Genomic DNA, 22,849 nt, shown 5'->3' with positions numbered 1-22,849 from the left:
CCTCGTAGGGCTTAGGCTGGTCAGCTACCTAAAGTCAGGGGCTAGAAGCCCCGTCTCTTTAGAGCGGGGTGCTGACTGATGGTTTCCTTTACGTTTACAAATGTCAGCACTGAGCAGGTTGCGCGAATCAGTTCGGTCTCCAACCGCTTTTCCCCACTGCCCAAACCTGAATCGGGTTCGATTCCAAGGGCGCGTCGGGGGGCGGTTTGGCGATCGCGTCGGGATCCACTTACAAATACGGCATCATTAAATGCACGTTCTTTTCATCGCGTTTATCTACCAACGCGCTTTTCGAGAGACGGCGCTTGCGCTTGCTGGTTTTGTGTTCGAGTAAGTGGCTTTTGTAGGCTTTGCGACGCTTGATCTTGCCACTGCCCGTGGCTTTAAAGCGCTTCGCTGCCGCTTTACGAGTTTTGAGTTTTGGCATGGACTTCCCTTAATTCGGCACAATCTCCTATCATACTCCTTGTCTGCGCTTTTCGCAACTGGCGCAGTGGCAATCTGTGCCGAGAGGCAACGGGGAGGCGATCGCCTCCTCTTCAAGCCCCCCAAACCGAGGGGTGCAAGCCGCAAAGCGCTTTGCCCCGTCACGGAGACAACCCCGGGGCGAATCAGGGGGAAAAATTATTCGGATTTTCGGAGATTAAACCCACCGCTTGCGCCACCTGAAGCAGGCGATCGTCGGCAGCCAAAAAAATAAAATCGGCGGCGGGCGAAGTTTGAGTAACAACACTGTGGCAATATTCGGCTGATGCCAATTGCAGCGCATCGTAAGCGCGCAGGGGATATTGAACCACTAAACTTTCTGCCCTTTGAATTATCTCATCGTCCAGTTCGATAACTTGATATTGAGTGGCCAAATGATAGTGAAACGCTTGAGCAATTTCGCCAAAATCTGAAGCGGACAAACTTGCTTCCCGTTGTCGTCGTCCAAATGCGCTAAAGACTTCCACCCGGGTGATGCGGGAGATCGACACCCAATTACCGCGCTGAGCATGGGTAATGTCTTGCAGCCAAGCTGTGCCGATTTCGGGTACGTATCGCTTAATTAATGCACTGCTATCTATGAAGTAGTTTCCCACGGTCCGCGCTCCTCAATAATGATTTCTGACAAAGGTTTATCCGGGGTTGGGCCGATTCGATTCACCAGTCGGCGAAAATCGGCTTCCGAAATCGGCTTTCCTTCATATTGCCCCGAAGGTGGGGTGATGGCAGTTGGGCTGACTGAAGTGGAGGGTTCGCTTTCTTCGGCGGCGGGTAATATAATGACTTCGACTCGTTGCCCGGGTTGAAAGGGGAGGTGGGATAAAACGACGCGCTCTGGGTCTTCTATTTTGAGGTAAGTTTTGTAAGCATCCATGACGGTTTGACTCTAAATATTTTGCAAGTTTCTGTGGATAAATATCCCGGTTGAGGGGAGGTTTTTTAGACCCCCGACGAGCGGGGAATTGAAACGTTCTATCGCCATTGTAAATCATTGGGACAATTCTTTAGAGGATGCGATCGCGCCTCGGGTGTGTAGAGATGCCGATAAGCGCGGGTCTCTACATCAGTTCTTTGCTGCTAATCGAGCGCTGCAGAAAGAGGGACGAAGGTATCGGGAAAGGCGTCAATCAGGGCGGGTAAAACGGGACAAGGTTTGCGGGGGTCTTGGTTTTCGGGTTTGCTCCAGGTAAAGGGAGCTTTTTGTGCGGCAGACATCCAGAGCAAGCGTTTGGCGCGGGTCATGGCGACATAGAGCAAGCGATATTCTTCGGCGATTTTCAGTGCTTCGGCTTGTTGCCAAGCGGTGGCAATGGAGGGATAGGTAACCGGGTGATTTGCGAAGGCATCGCGATCGCTTTTTTGGTGAAGATTGGCGCGAATCAGGGCGCGGGCAACTTCGGCTAAGGTGTACTCGCCGAGGAACTGTGCCGGAGGCGGCACCCACAAAGTGCCAGGAATCACGTTCTCATGCAAGAAGGGAATAAATACATAGTCCCAGTCTAACCCTTTAGCTTTGTGCATGGTGATCAGGGTCAGTTGTCCGGGACGGGTATAAATGGACTCGGCATCTTCTTCGGTGTCTACGGGTTCGAATCGTTCGGAGGAGACGATTTCGCTGAGGACGGTTAACATGGTTTGCAGGGAACGGTTGCCTGCGGTTTGTTGGACGAGGCGATCGCTGAGTTTATCTGCAGTGGCGAGTTCGGCTTGGTTGTATTGCAATGCCAGGGCCAGAAAGGAAATGAGCTGATAGAGGGGCAATTCCATGCGGGATTTCAGCAAGCTGCAACATAAGCGCCGCGCTTGGAGGACGGCGGGGGGTTGGGGCGGGTCTAGGGGGCCGGGATACAAGAACTGTTCCGGTAAGCTGCTGAGGGCGTTGAGGTCTTGGGCGGGAATCAGCTTGCGATCGACGAAGACGCGCAAGGCGGCTTTGAGATAATCGGGAGAATGGGGGCGATCGATAAAGGAAAGCAATGCTAAAATTTCGGCAGGCACGTGAGAGCGCCGATCGCTCTGGGCCACGTCAAACACCGGAATCCCTTGGCTGGCGAGATTGCACTCGATGCCATAAAGCCGAGGATTGCTCAACACTTCCTGAATAAATCGCGCTTGCCGATTTTCCCGCACTAACACGGCTGCCGATCGCCCTTCGCGATTCTCACTAAATAACTCGCAAACGCGCTTGCCCAATAACTCCACTGTGTGATATATATCTCTCGGGCGGTAGATTTCCAACCCACCCCCCACATGCGGTGGATTAGCTCCCGGTTGCGGGTCTCCCGGTTCTACCGGGCGAATGGTTTGCAGGCGAAACGGCAAGCTAGGGGTAGAACCTTCCTCCTGCTGGCTGGTGTGGCGTTGAGTATAGTAGCGATTAATCCATCCGAGGGCAAAATTGGCCGCATTAATGATAATCTGGGTACTGCGTCCGGCACGATCCATCGTCGCGAGGAGATGGTGCCGATCGCATCGTTCGCAGAACCGCCGAAAATAGATCGGGTCGGCGGGGGTAAAGGTGGAGTTAATCGCCTGATTTGGATCGCCGACGCGGATCAGGTTGGGCGGTGCATCGGGGCGATCGCGGTCTGTGGCGAGAATTTCTAACAGTTGGGTTTGCAAGGGCGAGGAGTCTTGCGCTTCGTCTTCAAAGACGGCAAAAACTTGCTGCTGCCACAATCCCCGGGCGGTGTCGTTTTCCAGCACCCGCAAGGCGGCGAGAATCATGTCGTCGTAGTCGATAAACTGACGCGATCGCAATAAACTCTCGTACTGTCCGTATAACCCAGCGGCGATCGCCACAATTTCATACTCGTCATCATAGACCCGATTCTCGAATTCTCGAGCTAAGTCCCCCAAATCCTCGGGCAGCAATCCGGAGGATTTCGCTTCCCGAATGACGGTATGTGCCAATTGCGGTAGCACTTCAGTTCGCAATACCGACTGACGCCGCAACCGTTCCGCTTCTTCTCCATCAAATTGACGCCCTTCGATTAAACGTTGAAAGCGGCGGGGATTGGCGGCAATCCAGCGTTCCACACTCAAGGCGATCGTGCGATGGCTTTGGTTGGGGGTGATTAAGGTGAGTTCCTCGAAGTTCAAACCAGACAGATCCGGATGTCGGGTGGCAATATTGAGCGCTAATCCATGTAAAGTATTGACACTAAACCCCACTTGTGGTAGTTGTAACTCGCGCAACGTTTGGCGAATTTTCAGTTTCAGATTCGCCGCCGCCGATCGCGTGAAGGTAACGACAATCAGTTGGCGGCGATAATGCAGTGCATTGCGGGCGATCGCTAATGCCGCCGCATCCGCCATTCCTTTGGATTTTCCCGCCCCGGGTACCGCAGACACCGCCAGCGGTCCGGTTTGCCAGTCCGCCATCTGCTGCTGTCCGGGTCGCAATCGATTGCGGATCCGCTGCCACGCCTCGCGCCTCGTCTCTTCTACAGGAGTGGGCGCTTGCGCCACGGAAGGGTTAACAGTACCGTCGAAATCATTGGGCATTTTTGACTCAAAAGGACGACAATCGGTCAAACAGGCAACTTTTCTGAGTGTATCTTTTCTGACAACAGATCGCAGCCGTTTCAATTTTTGTAGCAGGTTCGGCGCTTCCGTTCAACCGAGGTTAACTTGGGAATGTCCCACGGGTGGCGGTGGGTGGTGCCCATGCTCATCCGACCCACCCCGATCGCTCTCATTTATTTTAGGAGAAATCAGATGACCGCTCAGCGCAAAAAACGGATCGCCGCAATCCGCAAACCCTGCTTCCCGGGCCGCAATCTGGGAAGAATACTGCCGATGCTGCTGCTATTCGGCGCGATCGCTTTACCCAGTTGCGGCGCAGTGCAAACGTCCCAGGCTAATTTCGAGGGTGAAATGGAAGAAAGTGCCGTCCCTCCTGCAGCAGCACCCATGCCTACAAGTCAAGGGATGACTGAGGTGACGATGGATATGGCACAAGCGGATACCACGGTGGCGCAAGCAACGCCGCAATTGATTAAAAAAGCTTCCCTGACGATTGAAGTGGAGGCGATCGCGGACAATATCGATGCGGTTTCGCAAATCGTTAAGCAAAAACAAGGGGATGTATTGAGCTTTCAAGACAATAAACCGCGATCGCCTAACGTCACCCGCCATCTGGTTTCGATGCAGTTGCGAGTGCCGCAGCAGCAGCTTGAATCGACGATTAATGCTTTAGCCGAACTCGGTACGGTTCTCAATCGATCGCTCACGGCTGAAGATGTTTCTACCCAACTGATCGATAATGACGCGCGATTGAAAAATTTGCGAAAATCTGAAGAAATGGTGTTAAAAATTATGGAGCGCTCGGGTTCCGTGGGGGATGTGCTAAATGCCGCCCGCGAACTGAGCAGCATTCGCGAGCAAATCGAACGCATTGAAGCGATGCAAAAAAATCTCCGCTCTCAAGTTGCCTATTCCACCATTTCTTTAACGTTAGAATCTCCCGTTTCTCCGTCGGAAATTCCCCAAACTCCCCTGGGCGAGCAGCTACAAGATACTTGGGGCAATGCCACTACAGCGGTAGGGTCGTTTGCGGTGGGCTTGCTGAAAATTGGCCTCTATTTACTGGCGTTCAGTCCGTTTCTGTTGTTAGCGGTTGGGGCGGTTTTGGCCTACAAAAAACTGCACAAGTCGTCCTCGGAAAATTCGCCACCCAATGGCGTGGATAACTCTGCTTCTGTGAATTAGAATCAGTTTTTTGCTGTGTATTTTTGTGGCGATCGCTCCTGCTTCTCTCCTTCCCCGTTGCGGTTTGATTTTGGCTCTATTGTTCGGCTTTGGCGGGGGCGGATTGCGATCGCTGTTGTTGCACTTGAATGATTTCGTTGCGAATGCGATCGCGCAGGCTGGGATTATTTTGTTGCAGCCGAGTAATTTCGTTAAATCGCTCTGTGGTTAAGCCATTGTTTTCCACCACGACTTCCGATTCGGTGCAATAATTATTGGCAATTTGGCGGACTTGTGGGGTGAGTCCGTTGAGATTTTCCGGTTGAGAGCAATCAATCGGGGGCACGGAACCGAGTTGGTTTTGAATTTGTTCGTAAGCGTTTTGACGAATGGGTTCGATATCTAAAATGGCATTGGCATAGTTGAGGACTTCGAGATTGCTCACCCGCGATTGAGCGTGAGCGGTTTGATTAAACCAAGAGAAAGTCGGGGTGCGGGAAAGTGGAGTGGAAATTTCAGCGCCCCATCCGATAACCGAAATAACTGCGATTGCAAGCCAGCGCGATAAACAGCGATCGCTCGGTTTTGGAAACCCAAATTTAGTCATCATGTTAGCTTCAGCGTAGACCGATAAAATAATAACCAATCGTTTTATTTACTCGGGCAAAAATAATTGCAGAGGATAGGGTGGGCAGAGCTATTCAAGGGAAGTGCCTCGCGCCCCGGAAGTTCTCGTGCCTGCCCACCCTACAAACTAATCGTTTTATATCGGGAAATTTGTTAGCAGATTCGAGTCGGGAAAGTTGGGAGTTAAAATCGCACGGACAGTGGTTCTGAGGAATTGGGTTCAGGTGGCTCGGGGCCACCTGACGAGTGTTTGAATGTCCGGCGGAATTCACCGGGGGAGGCTCACTTTTATTGCAGGCGTCGGAGTTCTTCTTTGACCCGTTTTTCCAGTTCTGGATCGAATTCCATCGCGGCGGTAATTTCGTTAAACCGGGTGACGCTTAACCCGTTTGTTGCTACCAGGTTTTTCGACTGTTCGCAGTAGTTGACTGCAATGCCGCGAATGCTTTCGTCTAGGTCGTTGACGCGATCGGTTTGCGAGCAATTAATCGCGGGAACCGACCCGGTGAGGCTACTGATTTCTTCGGAGGCTTCCAAGCGAAGCGGCTCGATCGCTAAAATCGCGCGAGCGTAGTTGGCGATTTCTTCATTGGTGACCTCTTGAGCGTAGGCTGCACTGTGGAAAACTAAGGTCGGAGTATCGGGAGATAGATGCACCGCCACTCCACTTAATACGCCCACGGCGGATAAAACACCCACCAGGAGCGATTTGGATAACATTGGAGGGAGATGAAAAAATTTAGACATTTGAATTAACATTTTTGAGACAATTATAACACACTATCAAGCAACCGGTTTGAACGCGATCGCCGCGCTTTTTTGCCAGCTTATTTCGGTGCTAGACCCTACTGTTTTACCCGGCAATCGGGTTTTTATTGTAGAGGAAGGGGGATTTTGATGCAACTCACTCTGCTGTGGCATTTTACTCTAATTTTACGCTGAAAAAACGGGTAGTATTTTAGTTTTTTCGCTGATTTTGTAGATAGATTTGACAACAGTAAAGTTCCCGGAACTTCCCTAAACTAAGCCTCTACCTCGGGGGATTTTTATCGCCTTGGTGAAGCCAAGCAAATTTGACAGAGTTGGATGACTTTGGTTTGTAGGGTAGAGAGTTGTTCTCCCCCTCGCTTGAGGCTGACTTCTAATTCTAAGAGGACGGGCAAGGTTTGCTGTAACTGTTGCAAGGATAAGGAACGAATTTCCTTTTTCAAGAAGTAAACCCGTTTTGGGTTGCCAACTTCTGCCGCGAGAGCGATCGCTTTTTCATCCCGCTCGCCCTTCTCTATCATTAGTTTAACCCATAACCAGGTTCTAAATTGACCGGTTAAGGTAGCGGCAATTTTCAAAGGATGTTCGTTGCGCTCTATCAAATCCGCAACTAATCCCAAAGCGGTAGCGGTATCTCCTTCGCGAATGGCCCGCGCCAGTTGGATGCTGTTTTGGGTGTTGCAAGTGACTAATTCATCTACAATTTGGGCGTTTAAGGCATTCGAGCCGGCACTGAGGGCGTAGAGTTGTAATTTTTCCAGGGCATTGTAAAGCGATCGCGTGTGGTTCCCCACCGACTCCGCCAGCAGTTCCACCGCATCGGCGGTTAATTGGATCCCCACTTCACGGGCAGCGCGCTTGACGGCGGCGAGGATTTCATCGTGCTTCCAGGGGGGCAAAGGTGAAAAATCTTTAACTTCTGCATACTTTTGTAACAGTTTCGTGGTTTTCAGACGTCGATCCGGTTTGTTTGGGGTGGTGAGCAGCAGCAGGTTCGACTCGGGGATGGCAGGCAAGGTTCGTTCCAGTTCGGCAAGAACTTGCGCGTCGGACTGCTGGCATACATTTGTGTCTACAAGCCACACCAAGCGCCCGCCCGCGCCAAAGGGGAGGGTCATCGCTTGGTTGAGGGCAAAGATTGCGGCATCGGGTTGTTCTGGGGTAATTTTATCGAAGTTAAACGAGGCCCACGCCGGATCCAGCACGCGATCGCGCAACTCATCCACCGCTTTTGCCATCGCGAAGTCATCCGATCCCCAGTAAAGGTAAATTGGCATCAGGAGTACAAGCGATCGCCTGTTTGAGGTACACTGTAAAAGCTGGAGAAGGTTGCTTATCCCCGGGGGAAGGGAGGGTGGCCGTCAAACTCTAAAATTGAGACGCTAGGGTTTATTTTAAATTATCCGTTCTCAATTTTTACCTTCTTATGGCTGATTTTCAGTTGAAATTGATTCCCCAATTCCCAACAGTTAGAGTTCTAGAGGCGAGTAAGATTGGACGATACTTTACAAACCTACTTAAATCGAGTCGCAAGGATGACGCTGAAAGACAGCTATCGCTCGGGACTCCAGCACATCCAAACTTCTCCTAAGTTTGCACCCCAAGAGGGCGGTGGGAGAAGACCGGTGGAATTTCCGGGATACAGTGTCATATCGCCTCCGTGGAGAGATGATTCCGAGAATGACAAATTTTATGAAAACATGGAAGCGTCGCAAAGGCAACTGTTGCAACTCCTCGAACCGGGTTTGGCAGTTAGCGTCCCTCCGGAAAGTTTTCACCTCACCCTGGCGGATTTGATTTGGGAGGATGCTTTTCGCAATGCTTGCGCCGAAAATCCTAACTACGAACAGCAGTTACGCGAGACGATCGCCGCCAGTTTTCAGCGCTGCGAATCGTTAAAAGGCGGGCCGCCGATTCGCTGGCAAGCGCTGGGTATCGTGCTCAGAACCCGGGCGATCGGAATTGCTTTAGCGCCCAAGGACGAATCTGCTTACGATCGCATCGTAAAATTGCGCCGCGCGATTTATCAAAATCCGAATTTGATGGCGCTGGGCATCGAACAACAGTACCATTTTACCGCTCACATTACGTTAGCCTATTTTGGCGAAATTCCGCCGAATTTAGACCGCGATCGCCTCAGCATTACCCTGGCTGAGTTTAACGATAAATGGCTGGATAATCCGCAAGAAATCGTCATCAAACGCGGCGAAATCCGCAAGTTTGACGATATGACGCGATACTATCGCGAACCGGATTGGCCTGTATTAAAATTTTGAAATCATCGGGTAGGGTGGGTTAGTTCCTCCTACCACTGAATTGTGGTGGGCGATGCCCACCCGACCACTGAATTCTTATTAATTTTTCAGCCATGCATCCGATAATGGAAAAAAGCTTTGCCATCATCGATTCCGAGATGGGCGAGCACCACTTTACCCCAGCAGAATACGCGATCGTGCGGCGAGTGATTCACAGCAGTGCAGACTTTGAATTTAAAGAGTTGATTCGGTTTAGTCCCGGGGCGATCGCCAGCGGAATCGAAGCATTGCGGCGCGGGGTTCCTGTAGTCACAGATGTGAGCATGGTCAAGCAGGGGGTAAAAAATTTAATCGGCAAAACCTTGGGCAATCCGGTGATGAGCGCCGTGGAACGAGTACCGGAAGCGCCGGCGGGCAAAACCCGCACCGAAACCGGGATTTTGCAATGCTGGGAAGAATTTCCCGGGGCCATTTACGCGATCGGCAATGCCCCCACCGCATTGCTGGCCCTGTGCGAGAAACTCTCCACCGCCTCAACCCCACCGGCCCTGGTGATTGGCGCACCGGTGGGATTTGTATCGGTGGTGGAATCGAAGCAGGTACTCGCCCAATTGTCGGTGCCTCAGATTAGAATTGCGGGTCGAAAAGGCGGATCGCCGGTTACTGCGGCGATCGTTAATGCTTTAATAGTTTTGGCGTTGGAACAAGGAGAGGGGTAATTGTTGAGGAAAATCAAACGGTAGAGTGGAGAAATGGCCCAGGCGATCGCCAAATTCCCGTGACTGCAAAAACCCCCGCTTCTTCCCGCGATCGGTAAGGGTGATGGTCAGGATGCAGATTCTATCGGGATGGGAGGGTCGCGCAATGCTTCCAATTGCGGAGAAAATTTATCGGCGTTTTTCTAACTTTTATTGTTGCGATTCTTCGACAATCAACACTCAACAAAGCGAATGATTCATGTAGTCGGAATTGGGTTAGATGGTGCGGCGGGATTAACCGCACCCTTGCGAAAACTCGTGCGGGAGGCGACGTTATTGGTGGGAAGCGATCGCCACTTAAGTTATTTTGCCGATTATTCCGGCGATCGCCTGGAATTGGCAGACATTAGCCTCACCTTAAAACAACTGCGGCGTCAGTTACAACGATGGAGCGAATCCCCACCGCGCAACAGCGAACCCCCCGCAATGATTCCGGATGAAACTCCCGCTTCCGAATCCGCCCGCCGCACGGATATGTCGGCAGAAAATCCGCCTGATGCGCCTTATATGGTGGTCTTAGTCAGCGGAGATCCCCTATTCTTTGGTTTGGGACGGTTGCTGTTAGCAGAACTGCCCGCAGAAAAGCTGGTATTTCATCCGCATCTGAGTAGCATTCAATTAGCTTTTAATCGCGTCAAAGTGCCGTGGCAAGATGCGCGAATCATTAGCGCTCACGGTCGTTCTTTGGATGAATTGCTCGCCGCCTTGCGCGAGGGTGCGGAAAAAATTGCCGTACTGACCGATCGCACCAATACTCCCGGGGCGATCGCCCGTCTTTTGCTCTCCCTGGACTTACCCGGTACCTATCAATTTTCGGTTTGTGAAAATCTCGGTGCCACTGATGAGCGCGTGCGGTCTTTTCCCGTGGGAAATCGCGCGGAAATTGCTGCAATTGAATCGGAAACATTTTGTGACTTAAATGTGGTGGTTTTGGTGCGACGCGGTGAGGAAAGCAGTGGCCATTTAGACCTGGAAAATTTGCCGCGATTGGGTCTGCCCGACAGCAGTTTTTTAACCTTTAGCGATCGCCCCGGTTTGATGACCAAACGGGAAGTGCGAGTGTTAGTGTTAGGAGAATTGGCCCTGCAACCGAATCAGATTATTTGGGATGTGGGTGCGGGAACCGGATCGGTTTCGATTGAAATTGGCCGCTTATTTCCCACGTCTCGAGTGTATGCGATCGAAAAAACCGCTGCCGGCATTTCCCTTATCGAGCAAAACTGTCAGCGCCTGCAAGTTCCGAACGTGATTTCCATACATGGCAATGCACCGGATATTTTAGATCGCCTGCCGGTTCCCCATCGCATTTTTATTGGCGGAACCGGCGGTCATTTGCGGCAAATTCTCGGCTTTTGTGGCGGACATTTGGCCGATGGCGGTGCGATCGTCCTCGCTTTAGCCACCTTAGAACATCTGACGAATGCCCTGACTTGGGTAGCAGAAATGGGGTGGGAATATCGCGCCTTGCAAGTGAATTTATCCCGCTCGGTTCCGGTGGCTCACTTAACCCGATTTTCCCCCTTAAATCCGGTGACGATCGTGGTGATTTCTAAACCCCAAAATCGCCAGTGATATATTTCGGGGTCAGTGCGTGACGCCCCGGCGGTGATTGTGTGATAACTGCCCGAAATACAGGGCGTCACGCACCCTACGGTTGTTTGGCGGATTGGGTGGGATGCAACAATTGCTGGAAGATGCCGTACATATCCCGGGCAAACTGGGGCGAATTCCACAAGGGGGCAAGTTGTTCCGGTTGCTTCGATCGCCCTAATTGCTGTTTAATTGCCTGACAAAATTCTCGCTCTTTTCCGAAGCGAACTCCCCAGCGGACGTATTCTTCCCAACTCCATGCCACCCCCGCCTCAATGCCCGCTGCTTTGAGAAAAGAATAGCCCATGCGAGACAGATATTGCTCGCCGCTTCTGGTCACCACGGGCAAGTCAAACCACAAGGATTCTAACGTATGGGTGCCGCCATTGTAAGGATAAGAATCGAGCAGCACATCAGCGATTACATAGGTGCTGCGATGTTCTTCTTCCGTGCGCGTGCGGGGCAAAAATTTAATCCGAGCAAAACTGACCCCGATCGCCTCGCATTCTTGTTGGTAGCGCGCTTGAATGACGGCGGTATCTCCTTCACCTTTATAGAGTAACAAACTCTCGGGTACTTGCTGCAGAATTCGCACTTGGGCGCGAATCAGATCCGGGTTCAATTTTCGTCCGGGGGCGACACAGAGGTAAACTGTTTGGGCGTCGGAAATGCCGAGAGCGGTTCGCAAACTGTGGCGATCGCCGCCAATCCGCTCAAATCCGGCGATCGCTACAAACGAATGCGGCATCCGCACTAACTTTTCCCGATAATATCGTTCCGTGCCGATCGGGTGCGAGTACCAGTCCCCGAGAAAGTAATTGTCCGAGGAAATATAAGGCGCATCAAAGCCCAACCAAGACATACAAATTGGCGCGGGTTTTGCCTGGAGAATTTCCGCGTGAACTGGCACAGTGAGAGAATCTAAATCCAAAATAATGTCTGGACTTTCCTGTAAAATCAGTTCGATGATTTCCTCGCCGTGGTAGGATGGGGGAATCACCAACCGTTCGCAGCAGCCTTTAAATTTCTCCGTCAGCGAATCCGGTTGCAGATTGCCCGTGGCATAAAGAAATAGGCGACAATCGAGCTGCGAAAGCGCTTCAATGGCGGCATAACTACACCACCCCACGGAATGTTTTCTAAAGTTTTCCGAGAGCACGGCAATGGTGAGAGTGGAGTTAGAAGGGGAAGGCGATCGCCTCGCTTCTGGGTATGCAAACGAGTGAGCTGGGGAGAGAATTTGACCGTAGAGATCGCCCAACACTCGCGCCAAGGTACTATTCGCCGCTAAATTATCGCGCAGATGGGGCATATTAAACAGAAAACTTTTGTAAAGTTTACCGATTTCCACCTCAGATAACGCGGAATTTTCGCCCAACAACCGCGATTCGAGGGTGGCAAATTTTTCGAGAGCCAACTGACTCAATCCCGACCACTGGTAGGCTTTAATATAGGCCAATTTCGAGAGAACCGGATGCTGCTTTCCGCAAGACTCGATAAAGCGATCGGCAGCATCTCTTGCCTGGGAAAGCAGGGAAAGATTGCCCGAAAAATCCCGGGAGGTAATCAGCAAATTAAATAAGGATTGATGCGCGTCTAGCCAATCGGGTTGCAGTTCGATCGCCCGCTCAAAACTGGCGATCGCCTGCATCACTTTCTCGCGATCGAGCCACTGTTGCTGCTGCGCTTGTTGCTGCAATACCTCGCCGATTTTATAATAAGCGCGGGCGAAATCGGGTTTCAACTCGATGGCTTTTTTAAATGCCGCGATCGCCGCTTCCGATTGGTTGTGAGTTGCCAGTGCGCTGCCCAAGCGATAGTATGCCTCGGCATCATTCGGTTTCCCGGCGAGATAGGTGCGAAAACTAGCGATCGCTTCTTCAGTTTTACCCAATTCTCCCAGGGCATTTCCTAAATTATAATAGGCCACGGATAAATTCGGTTGCTTCTGCACGGCGATTCTAAAATGCGCGATCGCTGCTTCTAATTGCCCCTGCTTTTTCAACACCGTGCCCAGGTTGAGATACGCCGGGGCAAAATCCGGTTGGCGTTGCACGAATTTACGATAAAATTGTCTGGATGCCTCTAAATTTCCGGAGAGCAAAATCGCCGAACCGACTTCACTGTAGGCGGCTGCATCGAACTGTTGCGGATTCAAGTCCAGTGCTTTTTCCTGAGCGGCGATCGCCTCCTGAAATTGCCCAAGCTGATGCAATACTTTGCCTAAATTCCAATAAGCCCCGGAGAGATTTCCATTGCGCGCTATCGCGGTTTCGTAACAAGCTTTAGCAGCGGATAAATTGCCTTTTTGATAGTACATGCTGCCGAGATTGGCTTGGGCTTCGGCAAAGTCCGGTTGCAGGGAAATGGCGTGGGAATAGGCGCGAATTGCCGGGTCGATTTTACCTTGGGATTGTAAAAAATTGCCCAGGAGTTTGTAAGTTTGTGCCACCGCCGGATTCAGTTTGAGCGACTGCTGACAAGTGGCGATCGCCGCGTCGAGATTTCCGCACCTGAAATACTCCTGCGCTTGTTCGTTGAGCGCTTCTACCGTATTTGAATCGGGCCAAGAAACCGTTGCGTCACATACCTGGCTCAACCATTGCGCCCATTCTTTACCGCGCATTTCCCAAGTGCAGCAGCGATTGAGATAATCCACCTGTTGTCGGAGCAATTTTTCCGTGGAATTCGCATCAGTTTGGTTTAACAGCTCTAGGGTAGCGGATAAAAAGCGATCGCTATACGCTTGCCAATCTTCTTTGACAGAAAATTGCCAATTCCTCACCGAAGAAAAGCTCCGCACATCTTCTACGGAAACTAACCGGGCAAATCCCGCCGTAGTTTCCGGCAAAGCGGCGAGATTGCTGGTGATAATTCGGCAGCCGCTAGCCATTGCTTCCATAACAGAAATGCAAGAGGTTTCCTGAAAAGTATTGGCATAGGTCAATGCCGTAACCGAACGCAATTCGCGGGCTAATGCGGGTTGAGGAATCGACCCAAAATATTCTACCCCTTCCATATCCCGGCATTTTTGATAAAGCGGTCCGTAGGCATTTTGTTCGATGTCGTCGGGCAATTGATAGACTCGTTTGCTGGAAAAAACTTTGAGGCGAGTGCCGGGGATGGCTTGCCGAATTTTGGGAAAAATATCAATCAGTAAATCTAAGCCGCGAAAAGGGGTACTGGTGTAGGCGAGAACCGGGGGATGTGATTTATGGGATAAAATAGAAGTTTCGGGAGGAAACAGATTTTGAAAAGCAGGGGCGATCGCATTTCTGAGGATGGTGGTTTTTGCCGCATCAATGCCGAAGTATTCCACAAAGCGATCGCGCTGCCACTGGCTGACGAAAATAAAGCGGTCGTAACTCTCTCGTTCCGGCAACTGGTGTAAATTTCGCATTGCTTGCAGGCTGGGCAATTGTTGCGTCCACAGCATCATCCGGGTTTTGTCGCCCAATAACGGGCGCAGTTTGATGCCTTCCCCGGCAACATTTACCGCAATCAATGCATCGAGCGATCGCAGCAGGTCTGCCTTTGGTTTTAACGGCAATCCCAGACAATTTACGCCGCGAAATTTACCCGAATTTGTGGTATTGTTGAACAAAAATATTTCGTGCCCTTGCTTGGCCAAACTCTCGGCTAAATAACACAGCGCTGACTGAGAACCGCCCAGGGGAATTTGATAGACACTTTCTACCGTATAATCGAGATGGGAAGGGTCGAGAAAGGCAATTTTCATGGCAGTTTCAGGAAAGTTTAGAAAGGGTTGGAAATGACCCGCGCCGGCGCGATCGTCTGTTGCGGCGAGGCCCTGTCCCCGGGGAAAGCCGGGAAACCGGGGGAAATGCAAGTTAGATGAGAGACAGCTTATCATCGGTTGCCTCACCTGTCATCCGATCGCAGAAAATGCGCGCTTGGGTCGCGATCGCGCTAAATTGAACTAGACGTTTATTGTAATTGCAGTGGTGCCCTGACAGGGGCAAAAATTCAGGAGAGTCACTTATGAGTACAGCAGCCGCAATGAAGCAGGAAGTCGGCAAAGTCGCCGCACAGCGCGTGAAATCCGGGTCCATCGTCGGATTGGGAACCGGTTCGACGACGGCGTATGCGATCGAGTACATTGGAGAGCGGCTCAAAAATGGAGAACTGAAAGACATTAAAGGGATCCCGACTTCGTTTCAAGCTTCGGTGCTAGCGAAGAAATTCGGCATTCCGCTCACCAGTCTGGATGAAGCCGATCGCATCGATTTGGCAATCGATGGTGCCGATGAAGTCGATCCGAATAAAAACTTAATTAAAGGAGGCGGTGCGGCTCATACTCGGGAAAAAATTGTCGATTCTCTAGCCAACGAGTTTATCGTAGTGGTAGACAGTTCTAAAATGGTAGATAAACTCGGCTCGACGTTTTTGTTACCCGTGGAAGTGCTGCCAATGGCGATGACCCCCGTCATGCGCGCGATCGCAAACCTCGGCGGAGAACCAGAATTACGCATGGGCGTGAAAAAAGCCGGCCCGGTGATTACCGACCAAGGAAATTTTGTCATTGATGTTAAATTTGCCAGCATCGACAATCCGGCTGAATTGGAAAAAACCCTCAACAACATCCCCGGCGTGTTAGAAAATGGTCTATTTGTTGGGGTAACAGATGTGGTTTTGATTGGCGAAGTGAAAGACGATAAGCCAATGGTTCGCGAAATGTAAGTTTTGCGCCCCTCGTTCCCAGCATGAGCTGGGAACGCAAAAAACGAGGCTCTGCCTCCCGTTTCAATAATCGGTCAAAATAATTGGTAAAAATTGTAAGATTAGCCGAAAAGGGAGGCTGGAGATTGGGCGGTTTACGACGAGCGCGATCGCTGGACTTCCTCGAGGGAAAATTCTAACGCTTCGGCGATTTGTTCGGCGGTTAATCCCAACTTAAATAACCGAGAAATGGCATGGCGTCGCGCCCGGTTGCATTCGCGATAGCTGAGGAGTTTTGCACCGCTTTTCGGGTTGTAAAAGCGCAATTCGCCTCCTCGAACTAGGCGCAATTCTAACCCCAAAACTTCACTGGTTAGAGACAGAGAACCCTCGGGCAAAGAGATAGGCTGAATGGGCTGATAATCTCCTTGAATTAATCTCATCCCTTTAAGTCTGGGACGCAGGGAATCATCGAGTGGGTCGTATTGGAAATATTCCCGTATCCCCAGCAAGGCATAGATGCCGCGTTTGACTCCCGAATCTTTTCCCACCGTCATCTGGGAAGTAATTTCGAGGACGAAATCCGGCGCGCAATTGTTTTCTTCCCAGAGTTTGTAACACAGGCGATCGCGCGGCGGTACCCCAAACACCACAAACACATCGGGGACGACTAATGCATTGGGATTGCCCTGGGCATAGTAAACAAACAACTGTCCGGACACATACACATCCTGGCGATGTTGAAAGTGACTTTTTAGGGCTTCAATGCTATAATGGATAGAGTTTCGGGCGCGATCGCTCTGTGCCCTTGGCTCACTATTGGTAGCAGGATAGTCCCGCCCGAGAGGTAGATTGCCCCCTGAAGATTTCATCATCACATGCACCTCAAATGAACTGACCGATGACTCTATTGTAAAGTTTGGCTGAAATCCGCCACCTGGGTTTTCGGATCCAACCCGCGATCGAGACTAGCATCCCTGGGAGTCACCGCCACCCCTCGCCGTGCTTGATTTTAAAATCAATGGTTGTCTTGTCTCGATTTCCTGTATATTTTAAAATAAAGCTCTAATCGCACATTGACCCAGGAAAAACCAAACCCACAATCATGGAATATCGACGCTTTGGACGAACTGAATTGCAAATCCCCGTATTTTCTTGCGGCGGAATGCGATACCAGTACAAGTGGAAAGACGTAGACCCCACCCAGATTCCGGCAGACAATCAGCGCAATTTAGAAGCCACCATTCGGCGCGCGATCGCCTTGGGCATCAACCATATCGAAACCGCCCGGGGATACGGCACCTCCGAAATACAATTGGGGCGCATTTTACCGCAATTTCCCCGGGAAAACCTCATCGTGCAGACCAAAATCTCTCCCAAGACAGATGCGAAAGAATTTCGCCAGACCTTTGACCAATCCTTGGCCAATCTCAACTTAGACTACGTGGATCTGTTAGGATTGCACGGCATCAATACGGAAGAATTGCTCGAGCAGAGCATTCGGCCCGGGGGCTGTATGGAAGTGGTCAAACAGCTTCAAGCGGAAGGGAAAGTCAGGTTTGTCGGCTTTTCCACCCACGGACCGACCGATGTAATTATCAAAACCATTGAAAGCGATCGCTTCGATTACGTAAACCTGCATTGGTATTATATCAATCAATTTAATTGGCCCGCCATTGAAGCCGCCACTCGCCACGATATGGGCGTATTTATTATCAGTCCGTCGGATAAAGGGGGCAAACTTTATCAACCCCCAGCCAAATTAGTGGAATTGTGCCACCCCCTCAGTCCGATGGTCTTTAACAACTTATTTTGTTTGAGTCACCCGCAAGTTCATACCTTAAGTTTGGGTGCAAGTCGTCCCACCGATTTTGACGAACATTTAAAAACCTTGCCCTTGTTAGACAAAGCCGACGAGATTTTGCCGCCCATTTTAGAGCGATTAGAAAATGCCGCGATCGCCCGTTTCGGAAAAGACTGGGTAAAAAGCTGGCATATCGGCTTACCCACCCCAGAAGAAACCCCCAACCAAATTAACATCCCGGTCATTTTATGGCTGCGAAATCTGGCCCTCGCTTACGACCTGTTCGACTATGGCAAAATGCGCTATAATCTCCTCGGAAACGGCAGCCATTGGTTCCCCGGCACCAACGCCGAACGAGTCCAAAACTTGGACTTGCGTCACTGCTTGACCAACAGCCCCCACGCGGATAAAATTCCCGCCCTTTTGCAGGATGCTCATCAACTACTTGGCGGCGAAACCGTGCAACGTTTATCTCAGCAATAACCATGAGAATTTCCTTTGTTGGCGATGCTTTCATCAATGGCATCGGCGATCGCGCGGCACTCGGTTGTCCGGGCAGAGTCGCGTTTCTTTAACCGACAAAAATGCTCGGACTATTCTCACCCGCGCCCCACAATTATTTCCGGTGTTAATGGTTCGCCCGCGCCAATTGCGGCAGCCGAACCAAATGACAGAATTGCTCGCTTATCGCGGGCGCTTGCCGTGACTTTCGCGGACATAAAGGTTCCCTATTTGGACCTGTTTGCTCCCCTAAAGAAATCGGAAATTTGGGTGCGCGAAGCTGCCGCCAATGACGGCGCGCATGTGAGGCTGGTTATGAAGAACTCGCCAATTTGGTTAAAAATTGGGTAGGCTGATTGTCTTGGTTTAAATACAGTGCAACATGAATTCATTCACATCCATCATCGGCAAATCAAAAGCATCAATTCTCGGGGTTCTACTGGCAACCCTAATTGTGGTTCCCACCCTCGGGGGCTGCACGGAACAGCAGGAAAATACCGATACCACGGCTGACGAAACCACCGCACAGGTGTCAGAAAATCTGCCAGAACAGCCGTTTACCGTCCCCGGGTGGCTGGCATTTGGCACAAAAGAGGGTTCAGAAGGGGCAAGCGAGTATCCCTTCTCCCCCGTCAACCCAGAGGCGGAGATTGCCGTTTTTTCCGATGAGTGGTCGCAGGTGGAATCAGGCACCACGTTAATTGCCCTGGCATCCGGAGTGAAAGAAGAAGTCACCTTTCGGCGATCGGCACAGGAACCCTACGGTTGCAATGACACTCCTACCGCAATGGCAACCTTTAGCGCCCCCCAACCCCTCCCAGAAGGGGCGGTTTGGCTGTTGCCCCCCTCCCAAGCCGACGCCGCCACCGCTGTCTCTCTAGAAGAACTTCCGCTTGATGAAGTCCCGGAAACTCTTCTGGCACTGGATAAGCGCGTCCCCTTATCCGCCAAAGCGTGGCAAGCCGGCGAGATGACTTTGCTGCTCGAAAGAATCGGTGAGGATACGGTAAGGCTGAAAATCGCCCAAGATTCCGAGGAAATCTACAATACTGAAGCGGAAATTCTTTCGATGGAAGCCGCGTATGAGGAATCGGTGGATTTGTCCGCTCCCTTTCAGCCGGGAATTCCTCAGCCAGTGGGGGCATTTCAATTCTCAGAAAATGCGGTTCCCCTAATTGTTCTGTGGACGCCGAGTTTTGAAGGACATAATTTTCAAGTGCTGGTTCCTTCTAGCGGGACTTTAGCGCCAATTGATGCGGCTTACGTTTATTATTGTGCGTTTTAATTGTTCGATTTTTGGGACTCGTTCTCAGCCTCGGTCTGGGAACGAGAGAAATCATAAGTAATGTAGGCAAAATAAGAAAGATGGTGAATCGAACCGAACCTCAAGCGCGTGGGGCATTCTCCACCCTACAAGTGCTGCTGGGGAAAGATAGAAATAATACCATTTTTCTAGCAAAGGGTAGGGTGAGCAGAGCCACTCGAGAAAGGTGCCGATCGCGCATCTGTTCTCGTGCCTGCTTACCCTACAAACTTCCTGCAGCATAACTGCCATCAAACTAACGAGCTGCTCGATTTCTCGACAGCGGTTTTTCCCGGGGGACGCCCACCGATCGCGGAAATTCTGCCGGTGTCGGGGCGATTTTGCGAAGGTAAACGCAAGTGCGGATGCTACCGGTGAGGGGGGTTTTGAATCGCTCGATAAAATCCAGAATCCCGCCGAGTTGTTCCACTGTAGCGGAGAGTTCGTCGCTTTCCTCATCGGTCCAGCGACCCCGATAAAGAACCGCTACGCCGCCAATTTTGAGCAAGGGCAAGGCATATTCGGCGCAGACGGGAGGGGGAGCCAATGCTCTAGCCACGGCGATATCGTAGGCTTCGCGATGCTGGGATTGTTGCCCGATTTCTTCCGCTCTTGCGGTTAAGGTGCGGACGTTTTCCATGCCCATCGTGTCGATCGCTCGATCGAGAAAGGCAAGTTTTTTGCGGGTAGAATCGAGCAAGGTAACGGTCCATTCCGGGCGCGCGATCGCGATCGGCAACCCCGGAAATCCCGCACCGGTTCCTAAATCAATAACTTCTAATTCTTCTACCCCTCCTGACTCCCGTGCTGACGATTCCTCCTCGCCAGAAGTGGCGGGCGGGTTGGTTCCCACCATCGGCGATTCTAACAACGGCGCTACCCCGCGCAGGGAATCCCACAAATGTTTTTCCCAAAACTCTTGCGGTTCGGTAATCCGGGTTAAATTCATCTGCTGATTTCCTTCCAGAATCAGTTCGTAAATGCTCTGGAATTCCAGCAAATGACCGGCATCGGGCTGCCAATTCAGGGTTTCTTTCCATAAAGAACCCATTTCCGGGAGAACTGGTTTTGCGTTTTCACTCATGTTTTTTGCTCAAAATACACCCAAAGTTGTGGAAATTAATCATAAAAAATCAAGAATTCATACAAAACCGCTCCTTGGGTTCAATCAAGCGTTTTTCAGATTGATGCGGATTCTCGCAATTCGCGAAAAGTAAAGTCCGCTACTGCGCTCCATTGATGATTTCGGTTAATTCACCGAACCTCATCGCAATTCTCAATTTTTCACTCTCAATTCCCACCGCTTTACTCTTTAATTTACCTCAAGAACTCACAGCAGAGAGTTGTTGGCTAATTGAAATTTTATCCGGTTCGACGGATTGCAATTCGCCATGATTGAGCGTCCAGCAGCAATCGGCAATACTTAATAAATCTCCCGCATCGTGGGTGACGACCAATAAGGTCCAATGTTGCTTGAGTTTTTCGAGTAATTTTACCAAATTCTGACGCATGGACCAATCCAATCCGGCGGTGGGTTCGTCTAACAGGAGCAAATGGGGCTGACGGATTAATTGCACGGCTAACGCTAAACGGCGCTGTTGTCCGCCGCTCAAAGAATGAGGAGGCGTTTGCAGGGATAACGCATCTAGGCCCACTTCTTGCAGGGCGTTGCGAACCCGTTCTGACCCCAATTCTGGATGTCCGAGACGCAATTCTTCTAAGATGCTGCCACAACAAAAATGCCGCTCTGGGAACTGAAAAACCAAGCCGGCGAGTTGTTGTAGGTGTGCGGGGGTCAGGTTTTGGTTGCGCCAGTAGACTTCGCCGGAGGTGCTTTCCGCCAGTCCTGCCAAAATTTCCAATAAGGTGCTTTTACCGGAACCGCTCGGTCCGATAATCAGCCCCAATTGCTGTGGGGCAAATTCCAGGTTAATCGATTTGAGAATCGGGGTGGGACTGGCGGTGGGGTGATAGGTCAGGTTTCTCAGATAGAGCATTGAGACAGTAATATAGAGATGGTGGATAACGCAAAGGGTTGGCGCTGAGCAAGCGCCGGGGAAACCCCTCGCTCTTTCTATTTTTACCCATTCAACGGCGATGCGCCGCTAACCGAGAGGAAGGAACTTGCTCCCGGGCAAGGCGTCAAAGAGGCTTGGATTTTCGCGTTTAGATTGTAGGGGATGAGACGATCGCCCGGGAGGGAACGGAGGGTTCTCCGGTGGGATCCGAATCCCGGGACATCAGGGGCTTTCCGCCCGCGTTCCACCGGATTATAGATTTTGCATAATTAATTAAGTTACGATTGGCCTGACGAGGTATGACGATGAAACATGGCTTTTCTAGAGCAGGACGGATGTTGGCGGCGATCGCGGGGGCGGCGGCGATCGCCCTGAATGTGGGAGTAGCTCCCATACTAGCATCGGATCCGTTTCGCACCGCGGAAAACCGTTACGAAATTGGCAACACCACAGAAGCGGCGTTTCGAGTGTTGTTCGAACAAGGCAACTATCTCGAATCTGAGCGCCTGCTCAAACAAGCGGAACAAACCGAACCGAACGAACCTTTAGTTTATGCTATGCAGTCGGCATTTGCGTATTTAGATGAAGATTGGAATCGTCTGAATACCTACGCCACCGAAACGCGCCAAGCTGGGGAACGGCTGATTGCCACCAATCCGTTGCGGGGGAATCTTTATACAGGATTGGGACATTTTTTAGAAGGCGCTTACATTATTAGCACCGAAGGGGTGCTCGGCGGCACTCCGAAAGCAATGGCAAAACTGCGGCAGGTGTTTCGCTATTTCGATGCTGCAGAAGCCATTTCGGAAACGGATCCGGAGTTGAATTTGATTAAAGGATTCATGGATTTGATGTTAGCCGTGACCCTGCCGTTTGCCGATGGCAATGACGCGATCGCGCGCTTGGAAAATTATGCCGCCCCCCCTTATCTCGCCTATCGCGGCATTGCGGTGGGCTATCGCGATTTGGATGAAGTGGATAAGGCACTGGCGGCGGTGAATAAAGCCCTGGAATATACGCCGAATAACCCAGAATTGTTGTATCTCAAAGGTCAAATTCTGGTGAAACAAGGCAACGATGTGGATAGTGCGGAAATTTTGCAAGAGGCTGACAATTATTTTAATGCCGCAATGGCTCAAGCCGATGAGAAATTCCCGGAAAGTCTGAGAAATCAGCTTAAAAAAGAACGCGATCGCAACTTGAGAAAAATTCCCGAAATGGCCGCGCGCTCCACTACAGAATAACCCGCCAATCCTGGAGAAAAATCCGCAATTTTCTCGGGTCTATTTTCAATTCCCCCGACGCTGAGGTATAATCGACAAGGCGTCGGTTTTTTTTGGCTGGGTTGCGCCCTAGCTGGTATCAGT

At 51.1% G+C, this 22,849-nt stretch carries 20 protein-coding genes; 9 read left to right on the top strand and 11 right to left on the bottom strand.

Annotated features, from left to right (window positions below):
- Positions 1-229: 229 nt before the first annotated feature.
- The 4 genes from rpmI to LKK83_RS23915 all read right to left on the bottom strand — a co-directional run bounded on the left by rpmI (position 230) and on the right by LKK83_RS23915 (position 3,993).
- Positions 230-427 carry a 50S ribosomal protein L35 gene (gene rpmI, locus LKK83_RS23930; protein ID WP_324633915.1) on the bottom strand — a complete coding sequence of 66 codons (198 nt, stop codon included), beginning with the start codon at positions 425-427 and terminating at the stop codon, positions 230-232.
- Positions 428-611: 184 nt separating this feature from the next.
- Positions 612-1,082 carry a type II toxin-antitoxin system VapC family toxin gene (locus LKK83_RS23925; RefSeq protein WP_324633914.1) on the bottom strand — a complete coding sequence of 157 codons (471 nt, stop codon included), beginning with the start codon at positions 1,080-1,082 and terminating at the stop codon, positions 612-614.
- Positions 1,064-1,360 carry a hypothetical protein gene (locus LKK83_RS23920; RefSeq protein WP_324633913.1) on the bottom strand — a complete coding sequence of 99 codons (297 nt, stop codon included), beginning with the start codon at positions 1,358-1,360 and terminating at the stop codon, positions 1,064-1,066. Before LKK83_RS23920 ends, LKK83_RS23925 begins: the two co-directional genes overlap by 19 nt.
- A 203-nt stretch (positions 1,361-1,563) precedes the next feature.
- A complete protein-coding gene (locus tag LKK83_RS23915; protein ID WP_324633912.1) occupies positions 1,564-3,993 on the bottom strand; it encodes an ATP-dependent helicase in 2,430 nt (809 codons plus the stop codon).
- Positions 3,994-4,206: 213 nt separating this feature from the next.
- Here LKK83_RS23915 and LKK83_RS23910 point away from each other — a divergent pair, with 213 nt between their 5' ends.
- Positions 4,207-5,199, top strand: a complete 993-nt coding sequence (locus tag LKK83_RS23910; protein WP_324633911.1) for a DUF4349 domain-containing protein — start codon at positions 4,207-4,209, stop codon at positions 5,197-5,199.
- A 76-nt stretch (positions 5,200-5,275) separates the two neighbouring features.
- Here LKK83_RS23910 and LKK83_RS23905 read toward each other — a convergent pair whose 3' ends face one another.
- From LKK83_RS23905 to holA, 3 genes are all read right to left on the bottom strand, one after another.
- Positions 5,276-5,788 (bottom strand): DUF4168 domain-containing protein, encoded by a 513-nt coding sequence (locus LKK83_RS23905; RefSeq protein WP_324633910.1) that lies wholly within the window; start codon positions 5,786-5,788, stop codon positions 5,276-5,278.
- Between the two features lie 305 nt (positions 5,789-6,093).
- A complete protein-coding gene (locus tag LKK83_RS23900) occupies positions 6,094-6,525 on the bottom strand; it encodes a DUF4168 domain-containing protein (protein ID WP_324633909.1) in 432 nt (143 codons plus the stop codon).
- Positions 6,526-6,851: 326 nt separating this feature from the next.
- Positions 6,852-7,850, bottom strand: coding sequence for a DNA polymerase III subunit delta (holA, locus tag LKK83_RS23895; protein WP_324633908.1), 999 nt, complete (start codon positions 7,848-7,850; stop codon positions 6,852-6,854).
- A gap of 258 nt (positions 7,851-8,108) precedes the next feature.
- On the opposite strand from holA, the gene LKK83_RS23890 reads away from it, so the two are divergent.
- The 3 genes from LKK83_RS23890 (at position 8,109) to cbiE (ending at position 11,158) form a co-directional block, all read left to right on the top strand.
- A complete protein-coding gene (locus LKK83_RS23890; RefSeq protein ID WP_324633907.1) occupies positions 8,109-8,849 on the top strand; it encodes a DUF1868 domain-containing protein in 741 nt (246 codons plus the stop codon).
- 92 nt (positions 8,850-8,941) lie between these two features.
- The gene (locus LKK83_RS23885; protein ID WP_324633906.1) at positions 8,942-9,547 is read left to right on the top strand and encodes a cobalt-precorrin-8X methylmutase; all 606 of its coding nucleotides are present in this window, start codon (positions 8,942-8,944) and stop codon (positions 9,545-9,547) included.
- A 231-nt stretch (positions 9,548-9,778) separates the two neighbouring features.
- Positions 9,779-11,158: a precorrin-6y C5,15-methyltransferase (decarboxylating) subunit CbiE gene (cbiE, locus tag LKK83_RS23880; protein ID WP_324633905.1), complete on the top strand. Its 1,380-nt coding sequence runs from the start codon at positions 9,779-9,781 to the stop codon at positions 11,156-11,158.
- A 76-nt stretch (positions 11,159-11,234) separates the two neighbouring features.
- On the opposite strand, the gene LKK83_RS23875 is transcribed toward cbiE, so the two are convergent.
- A complete protein-coding gene (locus tag LKK83_RS23875) occupies positions 11,235-15,050 on the bottom strand; it encodes a tetratricopeptide repeat protein (protein ID WP_324633904.1) in 3,816 nt (1,271 codons plus the stop codon).
- Positions 15,051-15,178: 128 nt separating this feature from the next.
- Between LKK83_RS23875 and rpiA the strand changes: the two genes are divergently transcribed.
- A complete protein-coding gene (gene rpiA, locus LKK83_RS23870; RefSeq protein WP_324633902.1) occupies positions 15,179-15,877 on the top strand; it encodes a ribose-5-phosphate isomerase RpiA in 699 nt (232 codons plus the stop codon).
- A gap of 134 nt (positions 15,878-16,011) precedes the next feature.
- Here rpiA and LKK83_RS23865 read toward each other — a convergent pair whose 3' ends face one another.
- On the bottom strand, positions 16,012-16,731 hold the full coding sequence (locus LKK83_RS23865) for a Uma2 family endonuclease (RefSeq protein WP_324633901.1): 720 nt from the start codon (positions 16,729-16,731) through the stop codon (positions 16,012-16,014).
- Positions 16,732-16,961: 230 nt separating this feature from the next.
- On the opposite strand from LKK83_RS23865, the gene LKK83_RS23860 reads away from it, so the two are divergent.
- The 3 genes from LKK83_RS23860 to LKK83_RS23850 all read left to right on the top strand — a co-directional run bounded on the left by LKK83_RS23860 (position 16,962) and on the right by LKK83_RS23850 (position 19,446).
- On the top strand, positions 16,962-18,143 hold the full coding sequence (locus LKK83_RS23860; protein ID WP_324633899.1) for an aldo/keto reductase: 1,182 nt from the start codon (positions 16,962-16,964) through the stop codon (positions 18,141-18,143).
- The gene (locus tag LKK83_RS23855) at positions 18,091-18,366 is read left to right on the top strand and encodes a hypothetical protein (RefSeq protein WP_324633898.1); all 276 of its coding nucleotides are present in this window, start codon (positions 18,091-18,093) and stop codon (positions 18,364-18,366) included. The genes LKK83_RS23860 and LKK83_RS23855 overlap by 53 nt, the downstream gene beginning before the upstream one ends.
- A gap of 177 nt (positions 18,367-18,543) precedes the next feature.
- On the top strand, positions 18,544-19,446 hold the full coding sequence (locus LKK83_RS23850; protein ID WP_324633897.1) for a hypothetical protein: 903 nt from the start codon (positions 18,544-18,546) through the stop codon (positions 19,444-19,446).
- A 274-nt stretch (positions 19,447-19,720) separates the two neighbouring features.
- Here LKK83_RS23850 and rsmG read toward each other — a convergent pair whose 3' ends face one another.
- Complete coding sequence (rsmG, locus tag LKK83_RS23845; protein WP_324633896.1) at positions 19,721-20,548, bottom strand: 16S rRNA (guanine(527)-N(7))-methyltransferase RsmG; 828 nt, start codon at positions 20,546-20,548, stop codon at positions 19,721-19,723.
- A gap of 238 nt (positions 20,549-20,786) precedes the next feature.
- A complete protein-coding gene (locus LKK83_RS23840) occupies positions 20,787-21,461 on the bottom strand; it encodes an ABC transporter ATP-binding protein (RefSeq protein ID WP_324633895.1) in 675 nt (224 codons plus the stop codon).
- Between the two features lie 320 nt (positions 21,462-21,781).
- Between LKK83_RS23840 and LKK83_RS23835 the strand changes: the two genes are divergently transcribed.
- Positions 21,782-22,726, top strand: coding sequence for a Sll0314/Alr1548 family TPR repeat-containing protein (locus LKK83_RS23835; protein ID WP_324633894.1), 945 nt, complete (start codon positions 21,782-21,784; stop codon positions 22,724-22,726).
- Positions 22,727-22,849: the final 123 nt, after the last annotated feature.

This window comes from Phormidium sp. CCY1219, from assembly GCF_035615515.1.
In the GTDB taxonomy this organism is placed as follows: domain Bacteria; phylum Cyanobacteriota; class Cyanobacteriia; order Cyanobacteriales; family Laspinemataceae; genus CCY1219.
Note: the sequence above shows the minus strand (reverse complement) of the source record. Positions and strands in the feature narration are given on the sequence as shown.